Source organism: Halobacillus sp. B29 (genome assembly GCF_052246755.1).
GTDB lineage: Bacteria > Bacillota > Bacilli > Bacillales > Halobacillaceae > Halobacillus > Halobacillus halophilus.
In genome coordinates, this window is the sequence record NZ_JBQQCM010000008.1 from 61,218 (window position 1) to 78,466 (window position 17,249).

At 44.4% G+C, this 17,249-nt stretch carries 13 protein-coding genes; 2 read left to right on the forward strand and 11 right to left on the reverse strand.

The genetic code is table 11. From position 1 onward, the window contains the following. Window positions 1-283 precede the first annotated feature (283 nt). Complete coding sequence (locus ACTWP7_RS11610) at window positions 284-2,017, forward strand: M4 family metallopeptidase (protein WP_443123323.1); 1,734 nt, start codon at window positions 284-286, stop codon at window positions 2,015-2,017. Window positions 2,018-2,127: 110 nt separating this feature from the next. On the opposite strand, the gene ACTWP7_RS11615 is transcribed toward ACTWP7_RS11610, so the two are convergent. The 9 genes from ACTWP7_RS11615 to ACTWP7_RS11655 all read right to left on the reverse strand — a co-directional run bounded on the left by ACTWP7_RS11615 (window position 2,128) and on the right by ACTWP7_RS11655 (window position 14,314). Further along, on the reverse strand, window positions 2,128-4,080 hold the full coding sequence (locus ACTWP7_RS11615) for a beta-galactosidase (RefSeq protein WP_443123324.1): 1,953 nt from the start codon (window positions 4,078-4,080) through the stop codon (window positions 2,128-2,130). Further along, window positions 4,081-5,031, reverse strand: coding sequence for an aldose epimerase family protein (locus ACTWP7_RS11620; RefSeq protein ID WP_443123325.1), 951 nt, complete (start codon window positions 5,029-5,031; stop codon window positions 4,081-4,083). Between the two features lie 15 nt (window positions 5,032-5,046). Further along, complete coding sequence (gene galT, locus ACTWP7_RS11625) at window positions 5,047-6,558, reverse strand: UDP-glucose--hexose-1-phosphate uridylyltransferase (RefSeq protein WP_443123440.1); 1,512 nt, start codon at window positions 6,556-6,558, stop codon at window positions 5,047-5,049. A gap of 21 nt (window positions 6,559-6,579) precedes the next feature. After that, window positions 6,580-7,569, reverse strand: coding sequence for a UDP-glucose 4-epimerase GalE (gene galE / locus ACTWP7_RS11630; protein WP_443123326.1), 990 nt, complete (start codon window positions 7,567-7,569; stop codon window positions 6,580-6,582). After that, a complete protein-coding gene (locus ACTWP7_RS11635) occupies window positions 7,566-8,738 on the reverse strand; it encodes a galactokinase (protein ID WP_443123327.1) in 1,173 nt (390 codons plus the stop codon). Before ACTWP7_RS11635 ends, galE begins: the two co-directional genes overlap by 4 nt. 46 nt (window positions 8,739-8,784) lie before the next feature. Then, window positions 8,785-11,004 (reverse strand): alpha-galactosidase, encoded by a 2,220-nt coding sequence (locus ACTWP7_RS11640; protein ID WP_443123328.1) that lies wholly within the window; start codon window positions 11,002-11,004, stop codon window positions 8,785-8,787. A 26-nt stretch (window positions 11,005-11,030) separates the two neighbouring features. Continuing rightward, window positions 11,031-11,858: a carbohydrate ABC transporter permease gene (locus ACTWP7_RS11645; RefSeq protein ID WP_014644760.1), complete on the reverse strand. Its 828-nt coding sequence runs from the start codon at window positions 11,856-11,858 to the stop codon at window positions 11,031-11,033. Continuing rightward, on the reverse strand, window positions 11,858-12,772 hold the full coding sequence (locus ACTWP7_RS11650) for a carbohydrate ABC transporter permease (protein WP_014644761.1): 915 nt from the start codon (window positions 12,770-12,772) through the stop codon (window positions 11,858-11,860). The genes ACTWP7_RS11645 and ACTWP7_RS11650 overlap by 1 nt, the downstream gene beginning before the upstream one ends. 222 nt (window positions 12,773-12,994) lie before the next feature. Next, complete coding sequence (locus ACTWP7_RS11655; protein WP_014644762.1) at window positions 12,995-14,314, reverse strand: ABC transporter substrate-binding protein; 1,320 nt, start codon at window positions 14,312-14,314, stop codon at window positions 12,995-12,997. A 247-nt stretch (window positions 14,315-14,561) separates the two neighbouring features. On the opposite strand from ACTWP7_RS11655, the gene ACTWP7_RS11660 reads away from it, so the two are divergent. Continuing rightward, entirely contained in the window at window positions 14,562-15,773 is a 1,212-nt protein-coding gene (locus ACTWP7_RS11660; RefSeq protein WP_014644763.1) for an ROK family transcriptional regulator, read from the forward strand. 76 nt (window positions 15,774-15,849) lie between these two features. Here the strand turns inward: ACTWP7_RS11660 and ACTWP7_RS11665 are convergent, their stop codons facing one another. Beyond that, entirely contained in the window at window positions 15,850-16,200 is a 351-nt protein-coding gene (locus tag ACTWP7_RS11665) for a hypothetical protein (protein WP_443123441.1), read from the reverse strand. Window positions 16,201-16,339: 139 nt separating this feature from the next. Continuing rightward, the gene (locus tag ACTWP7_RS11670; RefSeq protein WP_443123329.1) at window positions 16,340-17,233 is read right to left on the reverse strand and encodes an ROK family protein; all 894 of its coding nucleotides are present in this window, start codon (window positions 17,231-17,233) and stop codon (window positions 16,340-16,342) included. Between the last annotated feature and the right edge of the window lie 16 nt (window positions 17,234-17,249).

A 17,249-nucleotide genomic window follows, 5' to 3' on the forward strand; every position in this document is an offset into this window, starting at 1 on the left:
CCTTTCTATGAAAATATGTCATTTTCAGATCATTATTTCTAGTAAAAAGTATAAAGGAATTTTCCATAAATTGATATACTCACTGCGCACATCATGGCTTGCTATAGAGGTTGATCACCGTGTGCTAGACCATACAGGAAGTAAGAAGCATGTCATTTGAATTATTTTATAGAAAAAATGGATATCGCTTCCAAAAGTGTCCATTTACCCAAAGACCTGGGTATACCTTTCTGATATGATAGAAAATGTTAAATATTCAAAATATTCAATCAGGAGGTTTTTTATGAAAAAGAAAAGAAAAGTTTTTTCCGCAATGGCCCTATCCGTGGGGCTGCTGGCTGGTTCAGGTTTAGGAGCCGTCAATGTTGAAGCAACCGCAAGCGTTCAGGCTAAAATCCAGGAGAGTAAACAATCCATGGGCAACCTGACAGCTCCATCTGAATCTAAAGCGTCGGATATTGTTAAAGCAGCCGTAAAAGGACAAATTGACAGTAAGCTGTCAAACTCTCAGAAAAACAATGAAAGTTACGTAGACTATCGCGTAGTAGAAGAAGCGAAAGATTATAATGGGCAGGATCTAGTAAAGCTTCAGCAGACATATAAAGGATACGACATCTTCGGAAAAGTACTGGTCAGCCAGCTGGATCAAGGGGTTATCAAAAATGCGCTTGGAGATGTAGCCAAAAATTTAAACGGTAAAAAAGGCTTAAAGGAAAAGCAGAAAATTTCTAAGGAAGAGGCCGCAAGCTATGTGTCCGATACATATGGTTCTGATGTTGAGCTGCTTACAGACACAACGGTGGACAAGGTCGTCTATGTAAATGAGAAGGATAAAGCTTCCTTTGGGTGGAAAGTAGATTTCTCTGTAGCTGCTCCTACTTTTGCCGAAGGGTTTGTCATTCTTGATACGAAAAAAGGAGAGACCCTTTTACATGCCGTGAAAGAAATGGACAAAGCTCTGTCTGATGAAACCATTCAATATGCGAAAGGCGGCAATGGTGGTAATGGAAACGGCGGGGGCAAACCAGGATCCAGCTCGACAGTAGTCGGTCCAGTTACAGGATCCGGTGTTGATAAAAACGGAAACTCACGTACGTTTACAGCAAGCGAAATGTCTGATGGTACTTATGAATTAGCTGATTATACAAGAGGCCAGGGGATCCTGACTTATGATGCACAGTATGCTGATTTAAATCGTGAATACCGACTTTACCCAGGTGAACTATTATCCAGTACATCTACTACGTTTTCTGACGATGAGGGTGTCAGTGCTCACTACTTAGCAACCTCTGTTTATGAGTACTACTTAAATGAATATAACCGTAATAGCTTTGATAATAACGGTCAACAGGTGAAATCAGTCGTACATGCGTGGGATTCAAGCTCAACCAATGATCCGGAAAACTGGTTCAATGCTGCAAGTGTTAACGACGGCGCCATGCTCATTTATGGAGATCCATTAGCAGGGGCTTATGATGTGGCAGGACACGAGTTTACTCACGCCATTACTTCCAGTGAGTCAGACCTCGTATACAGCGGTGAATCGGGAGCATTAAACGAATCAATCTCGGATATCTTTGGGGTAGCTATTGAAAAGAATGTAAACAATGGATCCTTTAACTGGACAATCGGAGAGCAATCCGGAGAAGTCTTCCGCAGCATGTCGGACCCGTCATCCATTCAATTCTCATCTACTCTCGTGTATCCAGATGACTACAATGATTACCAGAACCTTTCTTATGACAATGGCGGTGTCCATTTCAATTCCAGCATCATTAATAAAGCTGCTTACCTTCTTGCAGCAGGTGGAAGTCATAATGGAGTAAGCGTACAAGGTATTGGAGAAGAGAAAGTATTTGATCTTTTCTATTATGCTAACGTTGACCTATTAACAGCCGATTCTACATTTGAAGATTTACGTAATGCGGTCGAAACCGTAGCAGTAGATTTATACGGCAGCAGTTCTTCCGAATTTCAGGCTGTAACCGCTGCGTTCGACGCCACATTAATTCCATAATCATTTCTATAGAAAAGCACCAGCGCAACATTAGCGCTGGTGCTTTCCTTACATTTTATCCCACCTCAGGTCATCCAGAATCTGGATGACCTGAGGTGGAAATTAATTCCTTATCTTTTTATTATTTCGCTTGCGTAAGGTTCCAGCTGCCTGCCATCGAAGCTTTTCACATAGGGACTGTGGTTCATAACAAATAGATAGCTAGTACCATCCACTTCCCGTCGATAGACCTCTACATCCTCAGGAGAATCGATATACTCAATATGCCGTTCTTCCAGAATCTGCTCTGCCATCTGATCAAGAGGAGCTTCATTTAATCCACCGCCGATATAATAGACGCTTCCTTTACCCACTTCATTCTTCGTTACTGCCGCATAGTCTTCATAGAATTGGTCCTGATAATGGTAAAGAACCTCCGCTGTTTCAGCCACAAGCAGATCTCTCCACACAGACACCGCGCCACTCGTCTGAGCAAACTCACTTTCACCTTTCAGCTCCACGGCATGCTCTTTCGTCAGCGATTCGATTTCTTCCACTCGTACACCAGTCAGGTCGCGCACCAATCCTGGGAGCACTTCGCCAAGTCTCAGGTTGTTGTCTTTGCCCTTTAATCCAGTCCGGAAAGAGAACAGGACGGTGCCTCCGCCAGCAGCAAACGACCGAAGACGCTCTGCCAGCGATTCGTCCATCATCTGCATAACAGGTACCATGACTACTTTATACTGCGAAAAATCCCGATCGGCAGGGATTACATCAATTGGAATATTCCGCTTATAAAACGGGCGGTACATTCGCAACAACTCTTCGTTAAAATCAAAATCTTTACTTTGAATCTGTGAGCGCCACGACCAGATATTATCATAATCATATAAAACCGCTGCTTCAGATTCAATTCGGGATTCCAGTACACGTTCATACTGCTGAATATCCGTAAATAACGACTGGACCTCTTTATATTTCCGGCCGTACACATTATCATGATCCACTACCCCGTAACAGAATTGCTCCGCGCCTTTGGTCATGCCGCGCCAGCGGAAATACAGCAGGTTGTTACAGCCATGAGCAAACGCCTGGTACGACCACATCTTCGCCTGGTTCGGTCTCGGGAGATAACCAATAACATCATGCCCCTGCGCGCCCATCAGTTCTTCTACAATCCAGTAGTTCTGATTCTTGAGGCCGCGGTTAAAGTCGTGTGTCATCGCAATCGCTTCCGGCGGGACCGGTTTTTCCAAGCCACCCCAGACCGGGTAGTTGTCATAAGAGACATAGTCCATCGGCTTCACATTTTCCGCATGGTCGAACCATTTATCGAAAAATCCACCAGAAACGTTCGTGGTGACGTCCTGGTGACTGCCTTTAGCTTCCCGGACGATTTCTGTCATTTCATGAGTAAAACTGTTCACTGAAAACGAACGAAAACGAGCCCATTCCAATTTCAGACTTGGATTGTGCGTCGTCACAGTCGGCTTCGGCGCAGGAATTTCCGAGAAGTCATTGTACGTCTGCCCCCAGAAAATCGTGCCCCATTCCTCATTCAAAGCCTCGACAGATGAATATTTTTCTGCCAGGTACTGCTGGAACTTGCTGTGACACTGGTCACAGTAGCACATATCACTGCCTTCATGGCCAAATTCATTATCGATCTGCCAGGATATAATCGCTTCCTCGCTGCTGTAATGCTCGACCAGCTTACGCGTAATCCTCCCGGCATATTTACGGTAAACATCCGAGTTAAAGCAATATTGACGGCGCCCGCCGAATACGCGGGTCTGTCCGTTCTCATCTTCTGATAAAACAGAAGGTTCTTTATGAGCAAGCCAGGCTGGAAAAGTAGCCGTTGGCGTGCCGAACATCACGTTCAGTCCCTGCTCTTTCACTTTATCAAGAACATGATCGAAATATGAAAAATCAAACTGCCCTTCTTCCGGCTCCATTAAGTGCCACGCAAACTCGCCGATCCTTACGATGTTCGCTCCAAGCTCTTTGATGCCCTGAAGATCTTCGTCGATCATTTCTTTTGGCCAATGTTCCGGATAGTAATCTACACCTAAGTACGTCATTTATAACCCTCCAATTGAAAACGTTAGCGACCACGTGTAAGAACCGCGAGCAGGAATCCGTGAAACTTTGTCGATTTTCTCAGCGAGATAAACGTCATCATAAACCCCTGTACACGGTTCAACGCCTACATTATATTCACCGCGGTAGCCTCCACGGGTTTTCCAGATCCCGAGATAAGGGACTTTATCTTCCGGAAAACGATACGTAAGTTTACGGCTGATGTCTTCCTGAATGATGGAACACCAGCCCTCATTTAGACGATCCGTAAAATAAAACTTCTCTACCGTACCATCCTCTTTTGGTTCAAGCTCAGCTAAATCAAGCGTTTTTCCCGTTTTCAGCGACTGCGTTTCCGGATACGAATGGGTCGTCCCCCACTCTCCTAAATGCTGGGCCCCTTTTTCAACATTCATCACTTCATTTAACCCCTGCGGAATTTCTAATTTCGTTGAATCATTTAAATTCCATAAGGCATGAGGCGTCCAGATAAAAGAGAAAGGTTCATCGCTTTTATTCAAGGCTTCGTATTCGATTTCGATGCTTGAACCTTTTAACGCGACATTTTTTCTTATTGAATAAGGAAATGCGGGACTTTCCACATCGAGAGAAATCCCTTCCTCTGTCTTTTCCCAGTTCCATGGCAATGCCCATACCTCACCATGATCAGGGATCTCTTTCCAGTCTGCAGGATGAGGACCTTGATCGATCCCTGGAAACATCTCATCAAACCCACTTGAATCATATTTAGAAAAATCGGCTCCATACGGAGGCACCGTTAATTCTGAAGCCGACGTCTGAAACAGCCATTCATAGGCTGCTTCTTTATCAAAAAAGCTGACCATTTTCCCGCCATAAGAAGGAAGAATGACACAGCGGATCTGCTCATTTTCAAGTACAACAGCTTCAAGTCCTTTAAAGTTAAGCGTCTCTATCACCGGCAGGTCAACCATGTTCCACTCTCCCTTCTATATAATTTGTTTAATAAACCGCGTGAAGGCCTCTTGCCCAGCTTGCGTTCGTTTAAAGACACCAGCATGTTCCAGCACCGTCGAAAAGCGTTTGCCGACTTCCTGCCTCAACCGCTCCTCAATGTCCTCGTTATCTGCCAAGTTCATTTGTTTCGCCCATGTGGCATGTTTTGCTGTCCGTTCATCCTGGAGTGCCTTCCCCTCCAGTTCGTCCGTCTTCATATACTCCGCCAGCTGCTCCAATTCTTCAATCAAACGGCCAGGTAAAACGGCAAGACCCATCACTTCGATTAAGCCTATATTCTCCTTTTTAATATGATGGACATTTTCGTGCGGGTGAAAAATTCCCATTGGATGTTCATCACTGGTCCGGTTGTTCCGAAGCACCAGATCCATTTCAAACGCCCCGTTCCGGTAACGCGCAATCGGCGTGATCGTGTTATGCGGCTCCCCGTCGGTTTCTGCATAAACGTCTGCCTCTTCATCCGTATATCCGCGCCATGATTTTAGAATTTGATCCGCAACTGCAGACAGCCGTGATCGATCCTCAGAACGGAGTCGGATGACCGACATCGGCCAGCGGACAATTCCGGCTTTAATATCCTTGAACCCTTGAATGGTAAACTCCTGTTCAATCGGAGCCTGAGCCATAGGGAATTCGTGATGGCCGCCCTGGAAGTGATCGTGGCTTAAAATCGAGCCTCCGACAATCGGAAGATCTGCATTCGAACCGATGAAATAATGAGGCAGCTGATCAGTGAAATCAAGCAGCCGGTCAAAGCTGTCTTTCGTAATGCTCATCGGGCGATGCTCCCGGGAGAAGACAATCGCGTGCTCATTGTAATAAACGTATGGAGAGTACTGCAGAAACCAGTGCTCACTCTCGAGATCCAGCGGAATCACACGGTGGTTATCGCGAGCGGGATGGTCCAGACGGCCGGCATAACCGACATTTTCTTTACACAGCAGGCATTTAGGATAATTAGGTCCATCTCCCTTATTCGCCCGTGCTGCTGCGATGGCTTTGGGGTCCTTTTCGGGTTTGGAGAGGTTAATGGTAATCTCAAGATCTCCATATTCCGTCTCACTGTACCAGTGCTTATTTTTTTCAATCCGATTAGTACGGATGTAGTGACTGTCCTTGGATAATTGGTAAAAATAATCCGTGGCCGCAATCGGCCCCCTGGCTTCAAACGTCTGGTAAAAGTTCCGAATGACTTCCGAAGGCTTCGGCATCAGCTGATCCATAATTTTCGGATCAAATAAATCCCTCTCTGTCGTCGTATTATCCTCCATCAGCCCTTGCTCGACCGCATAATCCAGCATCCTTTCAAGAATCGGCACCGGCGTTTCCGGCACCTCCTCTGCTTGAACAGGTTCAGCAGTCTTCCCGTCCAGCTCGAATAAACGAAACAGGGCATTCCGTACGTAATCAACGTCCCAGACGGACACCATTTTTTTGTTGAGACCATATTGAATAAGCTGTTCGATGTCACGATAAATCGCCACTCTGTTCACCAACCCTTTTGTTTATTTTTCATAACCTTCCGGATGCTTCTGAAACCAGTCCCAGGCATTTTGAATCATCGTATCAAGCTCCGCATGAGCAGGTTTCCAGCTGAGCTCCTTCATGGCCTTTTCAGAAGAAGCCACGAGCTGGGCCGGATCACCTGCACGTCTCGGAGCAACTTCGGCCGGAATCTCACACTGAGTCACCCGGCGCGCCGTATCAATGACTTCCTTCACACTGAATCCTTGCCCATTTCCGAGATTGTAAACGGCACTCGTTTCATCTTTTTTCAACTTCTCAATTGCCAAAAGGTGAGCGTCTACCAGGTCTGTTACATGAATATAATCACGGATACACGTGCCGTCTTCGGTCGGGTAATCATCGCCGAATATCATGATTTTATCACGCTTGCCCTGCGCCACCTGGAGTACGATCGGAATGAGGTGCGTTTCCGGACGGTGATCTTCACCGACCCTTCCCTCTGGATCCGCGCCCGCAACATTAAAGTAGCGGAGAACCACATGTTTGATACCATGAGCCTGTTCGGCCCAGTGAAGCATCTTCTCAATGGCCAGTTTTGTTTCCCCATACGGATTGGTTGGTGTGGTACGGTCATCCTCCTGAATTGGTACTTGATCAGGCTCACCGTAAACCGCTGCCGTAGATGAAAAGACGATTCGTTTTACCTCATGCTCCGCCATCGCTTTCAGTAAACTGATCGCACCAGAAACATTATTGTCATAGTACTTCAAGGGATCTTCGACGCTCTCTCCAACTAGAGAATCCGCTGCAAAATGAATTACGGAATCGATCTCATTTTCAGTAAACACCTGCTTTAGAAAGGCCTCATCCCTTAAATCACCGTTGTAAAAACGAGCCTCTTCGAAAATGGACGCCTGATGGCCCTTCTGCAAATTATCCACGACCACTACTTCTTCATTACGATCCAATAATTGGGCGACGGCATGACTTCCAATATAACCGGCGCCTCCACAAACGAGTACGGTCATTTATGAACCTCCTTCAATTTCTTGGCCCCATCGCCAATTTCTACTTTATAAAAGTCAGCTTCAAGTCCTGTCTGTTCGGAATATTTACGGCCGACATTATCCATAAAAGCTTCGACCTGGTTTCGATTCACAATACTTATTGTACAACCGCCAAATCCTGCGCCGGTCATTCTTGAACCGACGGCGTCTTCCTGCCAAGCTGCTTCCACGAGCGCATCGAGCTCTTTACCCGTTACTTCGTAATCATCACGTAAGGAGACGTGCGATTCGTTCATCAACTGCCCAAACCCTTCAATATCTCCAGCGTTCAGCTTCTCCACCGCTTCCATCGTACGACGATTTTCGTAAACGGCATGCTTTGCCCGTTTCTGGGCTAAAGAGTCTTCTATAAGATGTTTATGGTCTTCGAATTCTTCTTTGGTTAAATCACCTAAGCTATGAATCGATAGTTTCCGCTGCAGATCCTTCAGAGCTTCCTCACACTGCTCTCTCCGCTCATTATATTTTGAGTCAGCGAGTCCACGGCGTTTATTCGTATTCGCTATGATTAAAGCATGATCCGTCAAATCAATAGGCGTATGTTGATACTCCAGAGAATCACAGTTTAATAAAATAGCATGATCTTTCTTGCCCATTCCGATGGCAAACTGATCCATGATGCCGCAGTTAACTCCGACAAACTCATTCTCTGCCTGTTGAGAAAGCTTGACCATTTTCACCGGATCAACCGAAAGTTGAAATAGTTCTTTTAAAACAACCGATGTGACCAGCTCAATAGATGCCGACGAAGACAGTCCTGCTCCATTAGGAATATTCCCGTAAAAAGCAATGTCCATGCCGGAAGAAATCTCATACCCGGCAGTTCGAAAAGTCTCGATGACACCTTTCGGATAGTTGGCCCAGTCATCTTCATCTCTATATTTCAGATAGTCTATATCGGTTTCAATAACTCCTAAGTCAGGAAAGTTCATGGAATACAACCTTATCGTTGTATCCTCTCTTTTTTGTGCGGCTGCATAAGTTCCCACGCTTAAAGCACACGGGAAGACGTGTCCTCCATTATAATCCGTGTGTTCGCCAATCAAATTCACTCGTCCCGGTGCAAAAAATAAATCGACCGGTTCATCCTTTCCTAATTGTTCCTTAAATGCTTGCTTCAATTCTTTCATATCGATCACCTCATTACTATATTGTTAAGTAGAAGCGAAGGATCCCCTAGTTCTCCTTCAGCAGGAAAATTCGGGACTGGTAGTCTCCTCCGCGTTCTGCCTGATGAGGATTGGCGCCATTAAATTCCTTGCCTAGAGGCAGGCCCCGATTCATCAATTCGTCTCCATAGAACAAACGAGTAAATCCTTCAATTTCATATCGCTTTTCAGGCTGCAATCCTTTAAGTTTCAAGGTTTGGTTATGCCCAGGGTTGGGCCGGTAATTCTCTTTGTACCAGCCAACAATCGCCTGCTTTCCATTTGCGCTGCACGCTATCCAGGCTGTTTCTTCTCCTTCAAATGGGCTTTTCAGCCGGTAGAACGTGCCCTGGGCGATCAATTTCCTGACCTTTTTAAAAAATTCAATTTGCTGCTTCACTTCAGACTTTTCCTCTTCACTCAGCTGTGAGGGGTCTAATTCGTAACCAAACGTCCCGAAATACGCGACATCTCCTCTAAATTTGAGTGGCGTTTCCCGAAGCGTCTGATGGTTCGGGACAGCTGAAACGTGAGAGCCGATTGTAGCGAGCGGATACCCCAGCGAAGTGCCATACTGAATTTTCAGCCGTTCAGCAGCATCGGTATCGTCACTCGCCCACGCCTGCGGAGCGTAGTACATCATTCCAAGATCAAACCGGCCGCCTCCGCCTGCACAGGATTCAAATAATACATTCGGATACCGGGTGGTTAGACGCTCATATAAGTCGTAAACCCCAAGGATGTAACGATGATAAAGTTCTCCCTGGTTCCGGAGGTGCTGAGAGAAAGGCTCCGTAATATTACGGTTCATGTCCCACTTAATATAATCCAGATCTGCTTCTTCAATCAAAAGGCTCATTCTCTCGTATAAATAATGGACGACCTCAGGGTTGGAGAAATCAAGAACCATCTGATTCCTTCCAAGCGTCTGATGACGACCATGTGAACCAATAACCCAGTCCGGCCGTTCTTTTATCAGTTCACTCTTAGGACTGATCATTTCCGGTTCAAACCATAATCCAAACTGCAGACCTTTCTGTTTCACCGTACGCGAAAGCGCACCAATTCCATTCGGCAATTTCCTCTTATCGACAAACCAGTCTCCTAAAGAACTCGTATCATCGTCCCGATTTCCGAACCATCCGTCATCCAAAACAAACAACTCTATGCCTAAATTTGCAGCTTCCGTTGTAAAAGCATCCAGCTTTTCCTCATTAAAATCAAAATAAGTAGCTTCCCAATTATTAATAAGAATCGGCCGCTCTTTCTTCATCCATTCAGGAGAAATGAGATGCCTCCGCTGCCAATCATGCAGCGCCTGGCTCATGCCATTTAATCCTTTATCTGAAAATGACAGAACTGCTTCAGGGCTTTGAAAGCTTCCCCCTTTTTCCAATGTCCACTGAAATGACCCCGGATGAATACCCATGGATAATCGCGTTTGATTAAAATGGTCCACCTCTGCCTGCGCAAGAAAGTTCCCGCTGTAGATAAACTGGAGACCGATCGCTTCTCCCTGATGTTCTGTGGCGGCGGGTCTTTTCAACATGAGATACGGATTATGCAGGTGTGAACTTGCTCCTCTGTTACTGGATATCGATTGAATTCCCTGCTCCAGCTTTCGCTTTTTAACATGTCGTTCACGTGCCCAGGCTCCGGAAAGATGCATCAGTTCATAATCCGCATCCGGCAGATCCAGCGTTAAGGACATTAGACGCTTTATTTCCAGCGTTGATTCAAAACCATTTTTAATCCTATGACTTCGGGTTAAAATAGGCAGGTTCTCAAATATGGTATAGAACAGATGAATTTCTGCTCCGGTTACCTTATCCATTAATCGGATAGTCAGCGTCTCTGCTTCCATTTCCTCGGCAAAGGAAACGGGAAGACGTTGTAGCTTCGGCTTCCCTTTTCCTATTTCATATCCCTGAAAAGAAAAATCAGATACTTGGATTTGTTGATCGTCTTCAATTTGAAGAGCGGCCTCCCTGAAGTCTCCTTTTCCATAAAGGGGAAATTCCTGTTTCACTGTTTCCAATGAAAAATCAGCATCATCCGCGAATGTATGAGTGGTGTACGGAACGGTATTTTCATAGGTTTGGAAGTGTGTGAAGTCCTCGCGGTCCGTCAACGCCCGGCCATAATAGAGATGCCCTAACTGCCCATTTTTCATCACATGAAAGATGTAACTGATTTGACCATTTGTAAGATGAAATTGCTGTCTTTCTTCATTAATATATATCGACACAACGACACCACCTGTCTATTCGTTCTTTATTCTTTAACAGATCCACCAAGAATACCGGAGATGAACTGTTTTTGCAGTAGTAAGAAGAAAATCATAATTGGCAAGGTGGAGAGCGTGGTCCCCATCATAACCTGTCCGTAGTCTATACGGGACATCCCTACCAGACTGGATAAAGCTACCGGTAAGGTGTACATATCCTGTGACTGCAGTACAACAAGCGGCCAAATAAAGTTGTTCCACTGGAACATGAATAAGAAAATACCGACGGCAGCGAGTGCTGGTCTCATGACCGGAAGTACAATCCGGAAAAAGATATGGAATTCTCCAGCTCCGTCCACACGCGCCGCTTCCAGTAGAGAATCCGGAATGGCCTGCATGTTTTGACGCATTAAGAAAATCGCGAATGGATAGGCAGCCTGTGGCAGAATTACTGCCTGGAACGTATTCAGCCAGCCGACATTAGAGAAAATTTCAAACAAAGGAATTAACGTAACATGGTACGGAATCATAATCGCCACTAGCAGCATAAAGAAGATCTGATTTCTTCCTTTAAACTGAAACTTGGCAAAAGCGTAACCGGCTGCTGTACAGATGATGGCAGCTAAAGCGGTGAAGGTGAGTGTAATCAGCAATGAGTTGCCTAGTACTCTAATAATGCCGACATTTTCATTTAGATTCTTAAAGTTCTCCCACCCATGAGTGCCTGGAAAGAAGTTAGGCGGCACTTTGAAGATTTCACCCGATGGATTCGTTGCGCCTACAAACATCCAATAGAATGGAAAAACGGAAACAATAACCCCTACAAATAAAAAGAAGTATAATAGAGTCTTTTTTAAAGGACTGACATTTTTCATTATTTATCTTCACCTGCCCATTTCATTTGTGCCCAGGATAGAACACCAATGATTAGTACGAGTACATATGCAATAGCGGAGGCATAACCAAAGTCAAAATATCTGAAGCCATTCTGATACAAGTACAAAGTAATGGTTAAAGTGGAGTTATTCGGTCCGCCTTCGGTAAGGATGTATGGTTCATCAAATAATTGCAGAGTACCAATGGTAGAAAGTACGAAAGTAAATAAGAAGATAGGTTTCAGCTGAGGAATCGTTATATAAAAGAACTGCTTCAGCTTGCTTGCCCCATCCATTTCCGCAGCTTCATAAAGGGACCCAGGAATATTCTGAAGACCTGCCAGGAAGATAACCATGTTATAGCCCGTCCACCGCCAGGTAATCGCAACCATAAGAGCTACTTTCGCCCAAAATGGGTCAGACAGCCAGGCGATAGGCTCCACGCCCACAAAAGATAGCAAATAGTTAATCAGACCATAGTTTTCATCAAGCATAATCATGAAAATAATTGACGAAGCCACGAGCGCTGTAATGGCTGGCATGAAAAAGGCAATCCGGAAAAAGCTCTTCATTTTTACTAGTTGGGAATTCAATGCTACAGCGATGATCACGGCAAGAAATAACTGAATTGGCACTTGTATGAGTAGAATCAAGAACGTATTGCCAAGCGCTTTATAGAAGAGTCCGTCCTGAAACAACCGTATATAGTTTTCAAGACCTGCAAATACATAGCCGGAACCTTCACGCTTTTGGAAACTTAATAGTAATGAAGAAATAACAGGATAAACCGTGAAGATTAGAAAAAAGGTGACAGCCGGCAGAATGAATAAATAAGGGACATTCTTGGGCGTAATCCAGCGCTTACGTTTCTTAGGTTGATTGGATTTTGCTGGTTCAGCATTGCTTTGACTCAAATGAATTCTACCTCCTTAATTAAAGTACCCGCGCCTTATATATAAGCGCTTTCAAAACCGGATGACTTTATTAATTAATTTAATTTACTTAATGATAACACAACGTTTTTTATATGTCTGCTTTAATTCCCAAAAATCTAAAAAGTCGGTCAATCTCCTTATGTGAAGGAGACTGACCGACCATTTCTTACTATACAAATACATGCAGGAAGATCATAAGGATTACTCGGTCACTTCACGACCTGTCTCACTTTTCAGCTTTTCAGCTGCATTTTGTAACGCGTCTTCAATTTTCGTACCATCAAGCAAAATAGAAGCTTGAGTATCAGACATTGTATCAAATGCACGAGCATAGTCAGCTGTATAGTTGGCTACAGGAATATCAGCCACTTCTTCAGAGAACAGTTTATAGATCTGTTGATTAGAGAAGTATTCAGACTCCTGGCTAAAGAACTCTTCTTCATAAGTAGAGCTCAAGGATGGGAAGATTCCTTTTTCTTTAAGAGCTTTCATTTGAGGATCTACTTCTGTCGTGAAATATTCTACGAAAGCATAAGCTGCACCTTGATTATCCGTTGAAGATGGAATGACAAGATCTGATCCGCCTAAGTTAGCCGCACGGTTGCCGCCCTCTTCAAAAGCTGGCAGTTGAAAGACTCCCCATTGCCCATCTTGATCAGGGGCCTGGTCTTTAATGGTACCTGAATACCATACACCAAATGGAACGGTTGCTACTTCCCCGTTTACTGTGGCAGATACTACACCATTCCAGCCATCGTTGTTCAGCACAAGCTCTTCATTTTCCAGCTGCTGAATCACTTCAAATGCTTTTTTAGATTCTTCTGAAGTCACATCAATATTTCCTTCTTCATCATAATAATACGCGCCCTGCTGGTTCAGCATCATGCGGTACAAGGCATCATCTTTTGCGATATCGATCGGCACCATCTGCGTACCTGTTTTCTCTTTAATTGTGTTTCCTGCTTCAATGTAATCATCCCATGTTTTAATATCTTCGGGATTTACTCCTGCTTCCTCAAAGATGTCGGTACGATAGAAAACGCCTGTCGGTCCAACATCCCACGGAGCCGCGAAAAATTCTCCGTCGGCATTCTGAGTAACAGATTTCTTATATTCACCGAACTTATCCTTATGGTCATCATAACCAAGTTCTGAAAGGTTAGTAAGGGCATCAGGGAATTGGTCATAATAGTTAGCCAGGCGATCTGACTCTACCATAACTACATCGGGTAAACCATTACCTCCTGAAGCTAGTCCTACCGTCAGCTTTTCATAAACATCCAATCGGCCGATATCCTCTACCTTCACTTCAACATCAGGATATTGCTCTTTAAATCCATCAACCGCAAGTTCCATCGACTCAGCTGCTACGTTCCAGCCCCAAACCGTTATTTCACCGGATGGTTCTCCACCCTCATCACCTGAAGATTCATCTCCACCACTTCCACTATTGCCTGAACAGGCAGCCAGAACCCCAGCAACAAGGCCCACTACCAGAAACATTTTCCACCAGTTTTTCATAATTATCTTGCTCCCCCTTTTTTGATAGCGTTTTCAAAACTTACTAAAATAAATTAATTAACTAGTTATAAGTTAGCATACTAAACGTAAAATTAAAAGAGTTTTTTCAAAATTACCAAAATAGTTTATAGGGCGAAAGAGATACTTTATCATGCTTTTGCTGGTAATCTTTTTACTTAGTTAAATAAATTAAATTAGTAAGATTTATGATATGATAGGGTAAGATAGAAATGCTGGAGGAGATGAAATGACTACAAAGTACACACGAGGCAGTTTCCAATTAATGAAATCCATGAACAGATCCATCATTTTAAATATGATACGTGAAGAAGGACCTATATCCAGAGCGGAAATCGCTAAACAAACCCGTCTTACTCCACCCACAGTCAGTAACATTGTGAAGGAACTGATTAATACACAGTTTGTTATAGAGACTACCCAGGGAATGTCTAAGGGCGGCCGTAAGCCTACACTTCTGGAAATTAATGCTGACCAATTTTATACTCTTGGCATAGATGTAGGAACTTTCCATATGAAATTCGTAGTAACCAACCTGTTCGGAGATTTAAAAGATGTAACCAGCCTGCCCATCGGTAACTATCCAGGGAATGAAGATATCTTATCCATTATGAAACAAGGAATTCAGGATCTTCTTTATTCAGGAAAAAACGATCCAGATAAGTTTCTGGGAATAGGGGTGGGGATGCACGGCATTGTCGACCCCGAAGAAGGTATTTCCCTTTTTGCTCCCTCTTTTCAGCTTCGAAATATTCCTATAAAAGAAGAACTGGAAAAAGATTTCAATATGATTGTAAAAGTCGAAAATGATGCGCGTACCATGACGTTAGGTGAATACTGGTTCGGTAATGGAAACGATGCGGACAACATGGTTGGAGTAAATGTCGGGAACGGAATCGGTGCAGGAATGATGATTAAGGGAAGGCTTTTTCACGGGGAAAACAGTATAGCTGGTGAAATTGGTCACGTAACCATTGATCTATCAGGACCAAAATGCACATGCGGTAATTACGGCTGTCTGCAAACCTTGGCTGCCGGACCAGCCATTGCCGAACGGGCTCGAAAAGAATTAAAAACCGGAAAACCTTCGATCATACATGAGCTGGTTGATGGAGATTTTGAGAAGGTAGATGGTCAGGTAGTCTATCAGGCGGCGTGTGAAGGTGATGAGTTCAGTATTGATCTATTAAATCAGACGGGACGATATTTGGGCATTGGATTGACCAATTTAATACACACGATTAATCCCAAGCGAATCATTGTGGGCGGTGGTGTATCGAATGCAGGAGATTTCCTGATGAAAGGAATAGAAGAAACGATACAGTCCAGAGGATTAACCGATAAAGCGAAAGAAACTTCTATCGTTCTATCCAAGCTTGGCGAACACGCTTCCGCCATAGGAGCCTGCGTCCTTGTACTGGAAGAGTTCTTCGTCAGGTAACGATAAAACCCAAAAATCCCCACCTCAGGTCACCCAAATATTGGATGACCTGAGGTGGGGATTTTTGGTAAAGCTGCTAATTGAGCTGAAGCACCATTCCTTCCAGTACTTCCGGACTTCTTGCTTTCAGGCGCACTCCTTTGTAATCAAAGACAACGATTTGTTTAGGCTCTACCTGCAGCAGTTCACGATAATTTTTCGGGTCCTCTATTTGTTGATAACTGATCTTGGCTGCAATATTTTTTCTTGCCAGAAACACTTTAATTCCATTTAGCGATGATTGATAGGCTTCTTCGGGCGGATCATTCTCATAAAACACGACTATGTGCCATTCATTATCCTTAGAGGGTTTAAATTCCTCGATGGCTCGCCCTGAAGCATCAGCGCATCCCGCCATAAAGAAAGCAACGAACAGCATAGATAACATCTTCTTCACGTTTTCATTCCTCCAAAAGATTAACCTATTCTACTGTACGCTTGCTTTATGCCATTTATCCCTGAAAGGGAAAAAAAGGGACCTCAGGTCATCCAGAATCTGGATGACCTGAGGTCCCTTTTATTGGGTATTACCGGGTGAGCAGGGAAGCTCCTATTACGCCGGCATCTCCGCTTAGCGAAGACGGCTGGAGATTAATATGAGGAACCAGTTCTTCATAGACGTACCCTTTTACTTTTTCTCTAAGAGGTGCCCACACCAGATCACCGGCGTTCATCACCCCACCGCCAATAACAAACACATCAGGATTTACGACGTGCGTCACATTTGCAATGCCTACAGCTAAATAATCAACCGCGTCATCGACAATCTGCCATGCTTCTTCATTTCCTTCTCTGACAAGATCGAATACGGCTTCCGCTCCTCCTTCTATGTTATGAAGCTCCTTTGCCCGATTTCCAATCGCCGTTCCGCTTGCGTACCCTTCAAGTGCCCCTTTATTTAAATTACTGTACTGAGTACCACCGCGCTGGACAATCATATTTCCGATTTCACCTGCGAACCCTTGAGCCCCATGAAAGACTTGTCCATTGGTCACCAGACCGCCGCCTACCCCGGTGCTTACCGTTACATAGTAGACACTTTCATAGCCCTTTCCACTGCCGTAGGTGGCTTCAGCAAGAGCCGCAGCATTTGCATCGTTCGTTAAATAAACGTTTGCAGAGAAATGCTGGCTGATTTCATCAACCAGATAAACTTCGTCCCAGCCCGGTAAATTCGGTGGACCTAAAATCACTCCACGCTTCGGGTCGAGTGGTCCCGGGGCTCCAATACCAATTCCGTCGATACGTTTCTTTCCTTCAGAAATGGTGTGGATCATGTTCACCATTTTTTTTATAGTATGAAGATGTCCTTTTTCTACTTCTGTCGGTTCTTGTAACAGTTCCTCTACCAGCCCGTTCTTATTTACAATAGCAACACGAACGTTGGTACCGCCTAAGTCAATTCCTATATTAATTCCCATAGCTAACTACGCTCCT

What these genes read in the sequence shown, in the direction of transcription:
- ACTWP7_RS11610 (WP_443123323.1), top strand. Translation starts at nt 284, where the DNA reads ATGAAAAAGAAAAGAAAAGTTTTTTCCGCAATGGCCCTATCCGTGGGG.
- ACTWP7_RS11615 (WP_443123324.1), bottom strand. Translation starts at nt 4,080, where the DNA reads ATGACGTACTTAGGTGTAGATTACTATCCGGAACATTGGCCAAAAGAA.
- ACTWP7_RS11620 (WP_443123325.1), bottom strand. Translation starts at nt 5,031, where the DNA reads ATGGTTGACCTGCCGGTGATAGAGACGCTTAACTTTAAAGGACTTGAA.
- galE (WP_443123326.1), bottom strand. Translation starts at nt 7,569, where the DNA reads ATGACCGTACTCGTTTGTGGAGGCGCCGGTTATATTGGAAGTCATGCC.
- ACTWP7_RS11635 (WP_443123327.1), bottom strand. Translation starts at nt 8,738, where the DNA reads ATGAAAGAATTGAAGCAAGCATTTAAGGAACAATTAGGAAAGGATGAA.
- ACTWP7_RS11645 (WP_014644760.1), bottom strand. Translation starts at nt 11,858, where the DNA reads ATGAAAAATGTCAGTCCTTTAAAAAAGACTCTATTATACTTCTTTTTA.
- ACTWP7_RS11655 (WP_014644762.1), bottom strand. Translation starts at nt 14,314, where the DNA reads ATGAAAAACTGGTGGAAAATGTTTCTGGTAGTGGGCCTTGTTGCTGGG.
- ACTWP7_RS11660 (WP_014644763.1), top strand. Translation starts at nt 14,562, where the DNA reads ATGACTACAAAGTACACACGAGGCAGTTTCCAATTAATGAAATCCATG.
- ACTWP7_RS11665 (WP_443123441.1), bottom strand. Translation starts at nt 16,200, where the DNA reads ATGTTATCTATGCTGTTCGTTGCTTTCTTTATGGCGGGATGCGCTGAT.
- ACTWP7_RS11670 (WP_443123329.1), bottom strand. Translation starts at nt 17,233, where the DNA reads ATGGGAATTAATATAGGAATTGACTTAGGCGGTACCAACGTTCGTGTT.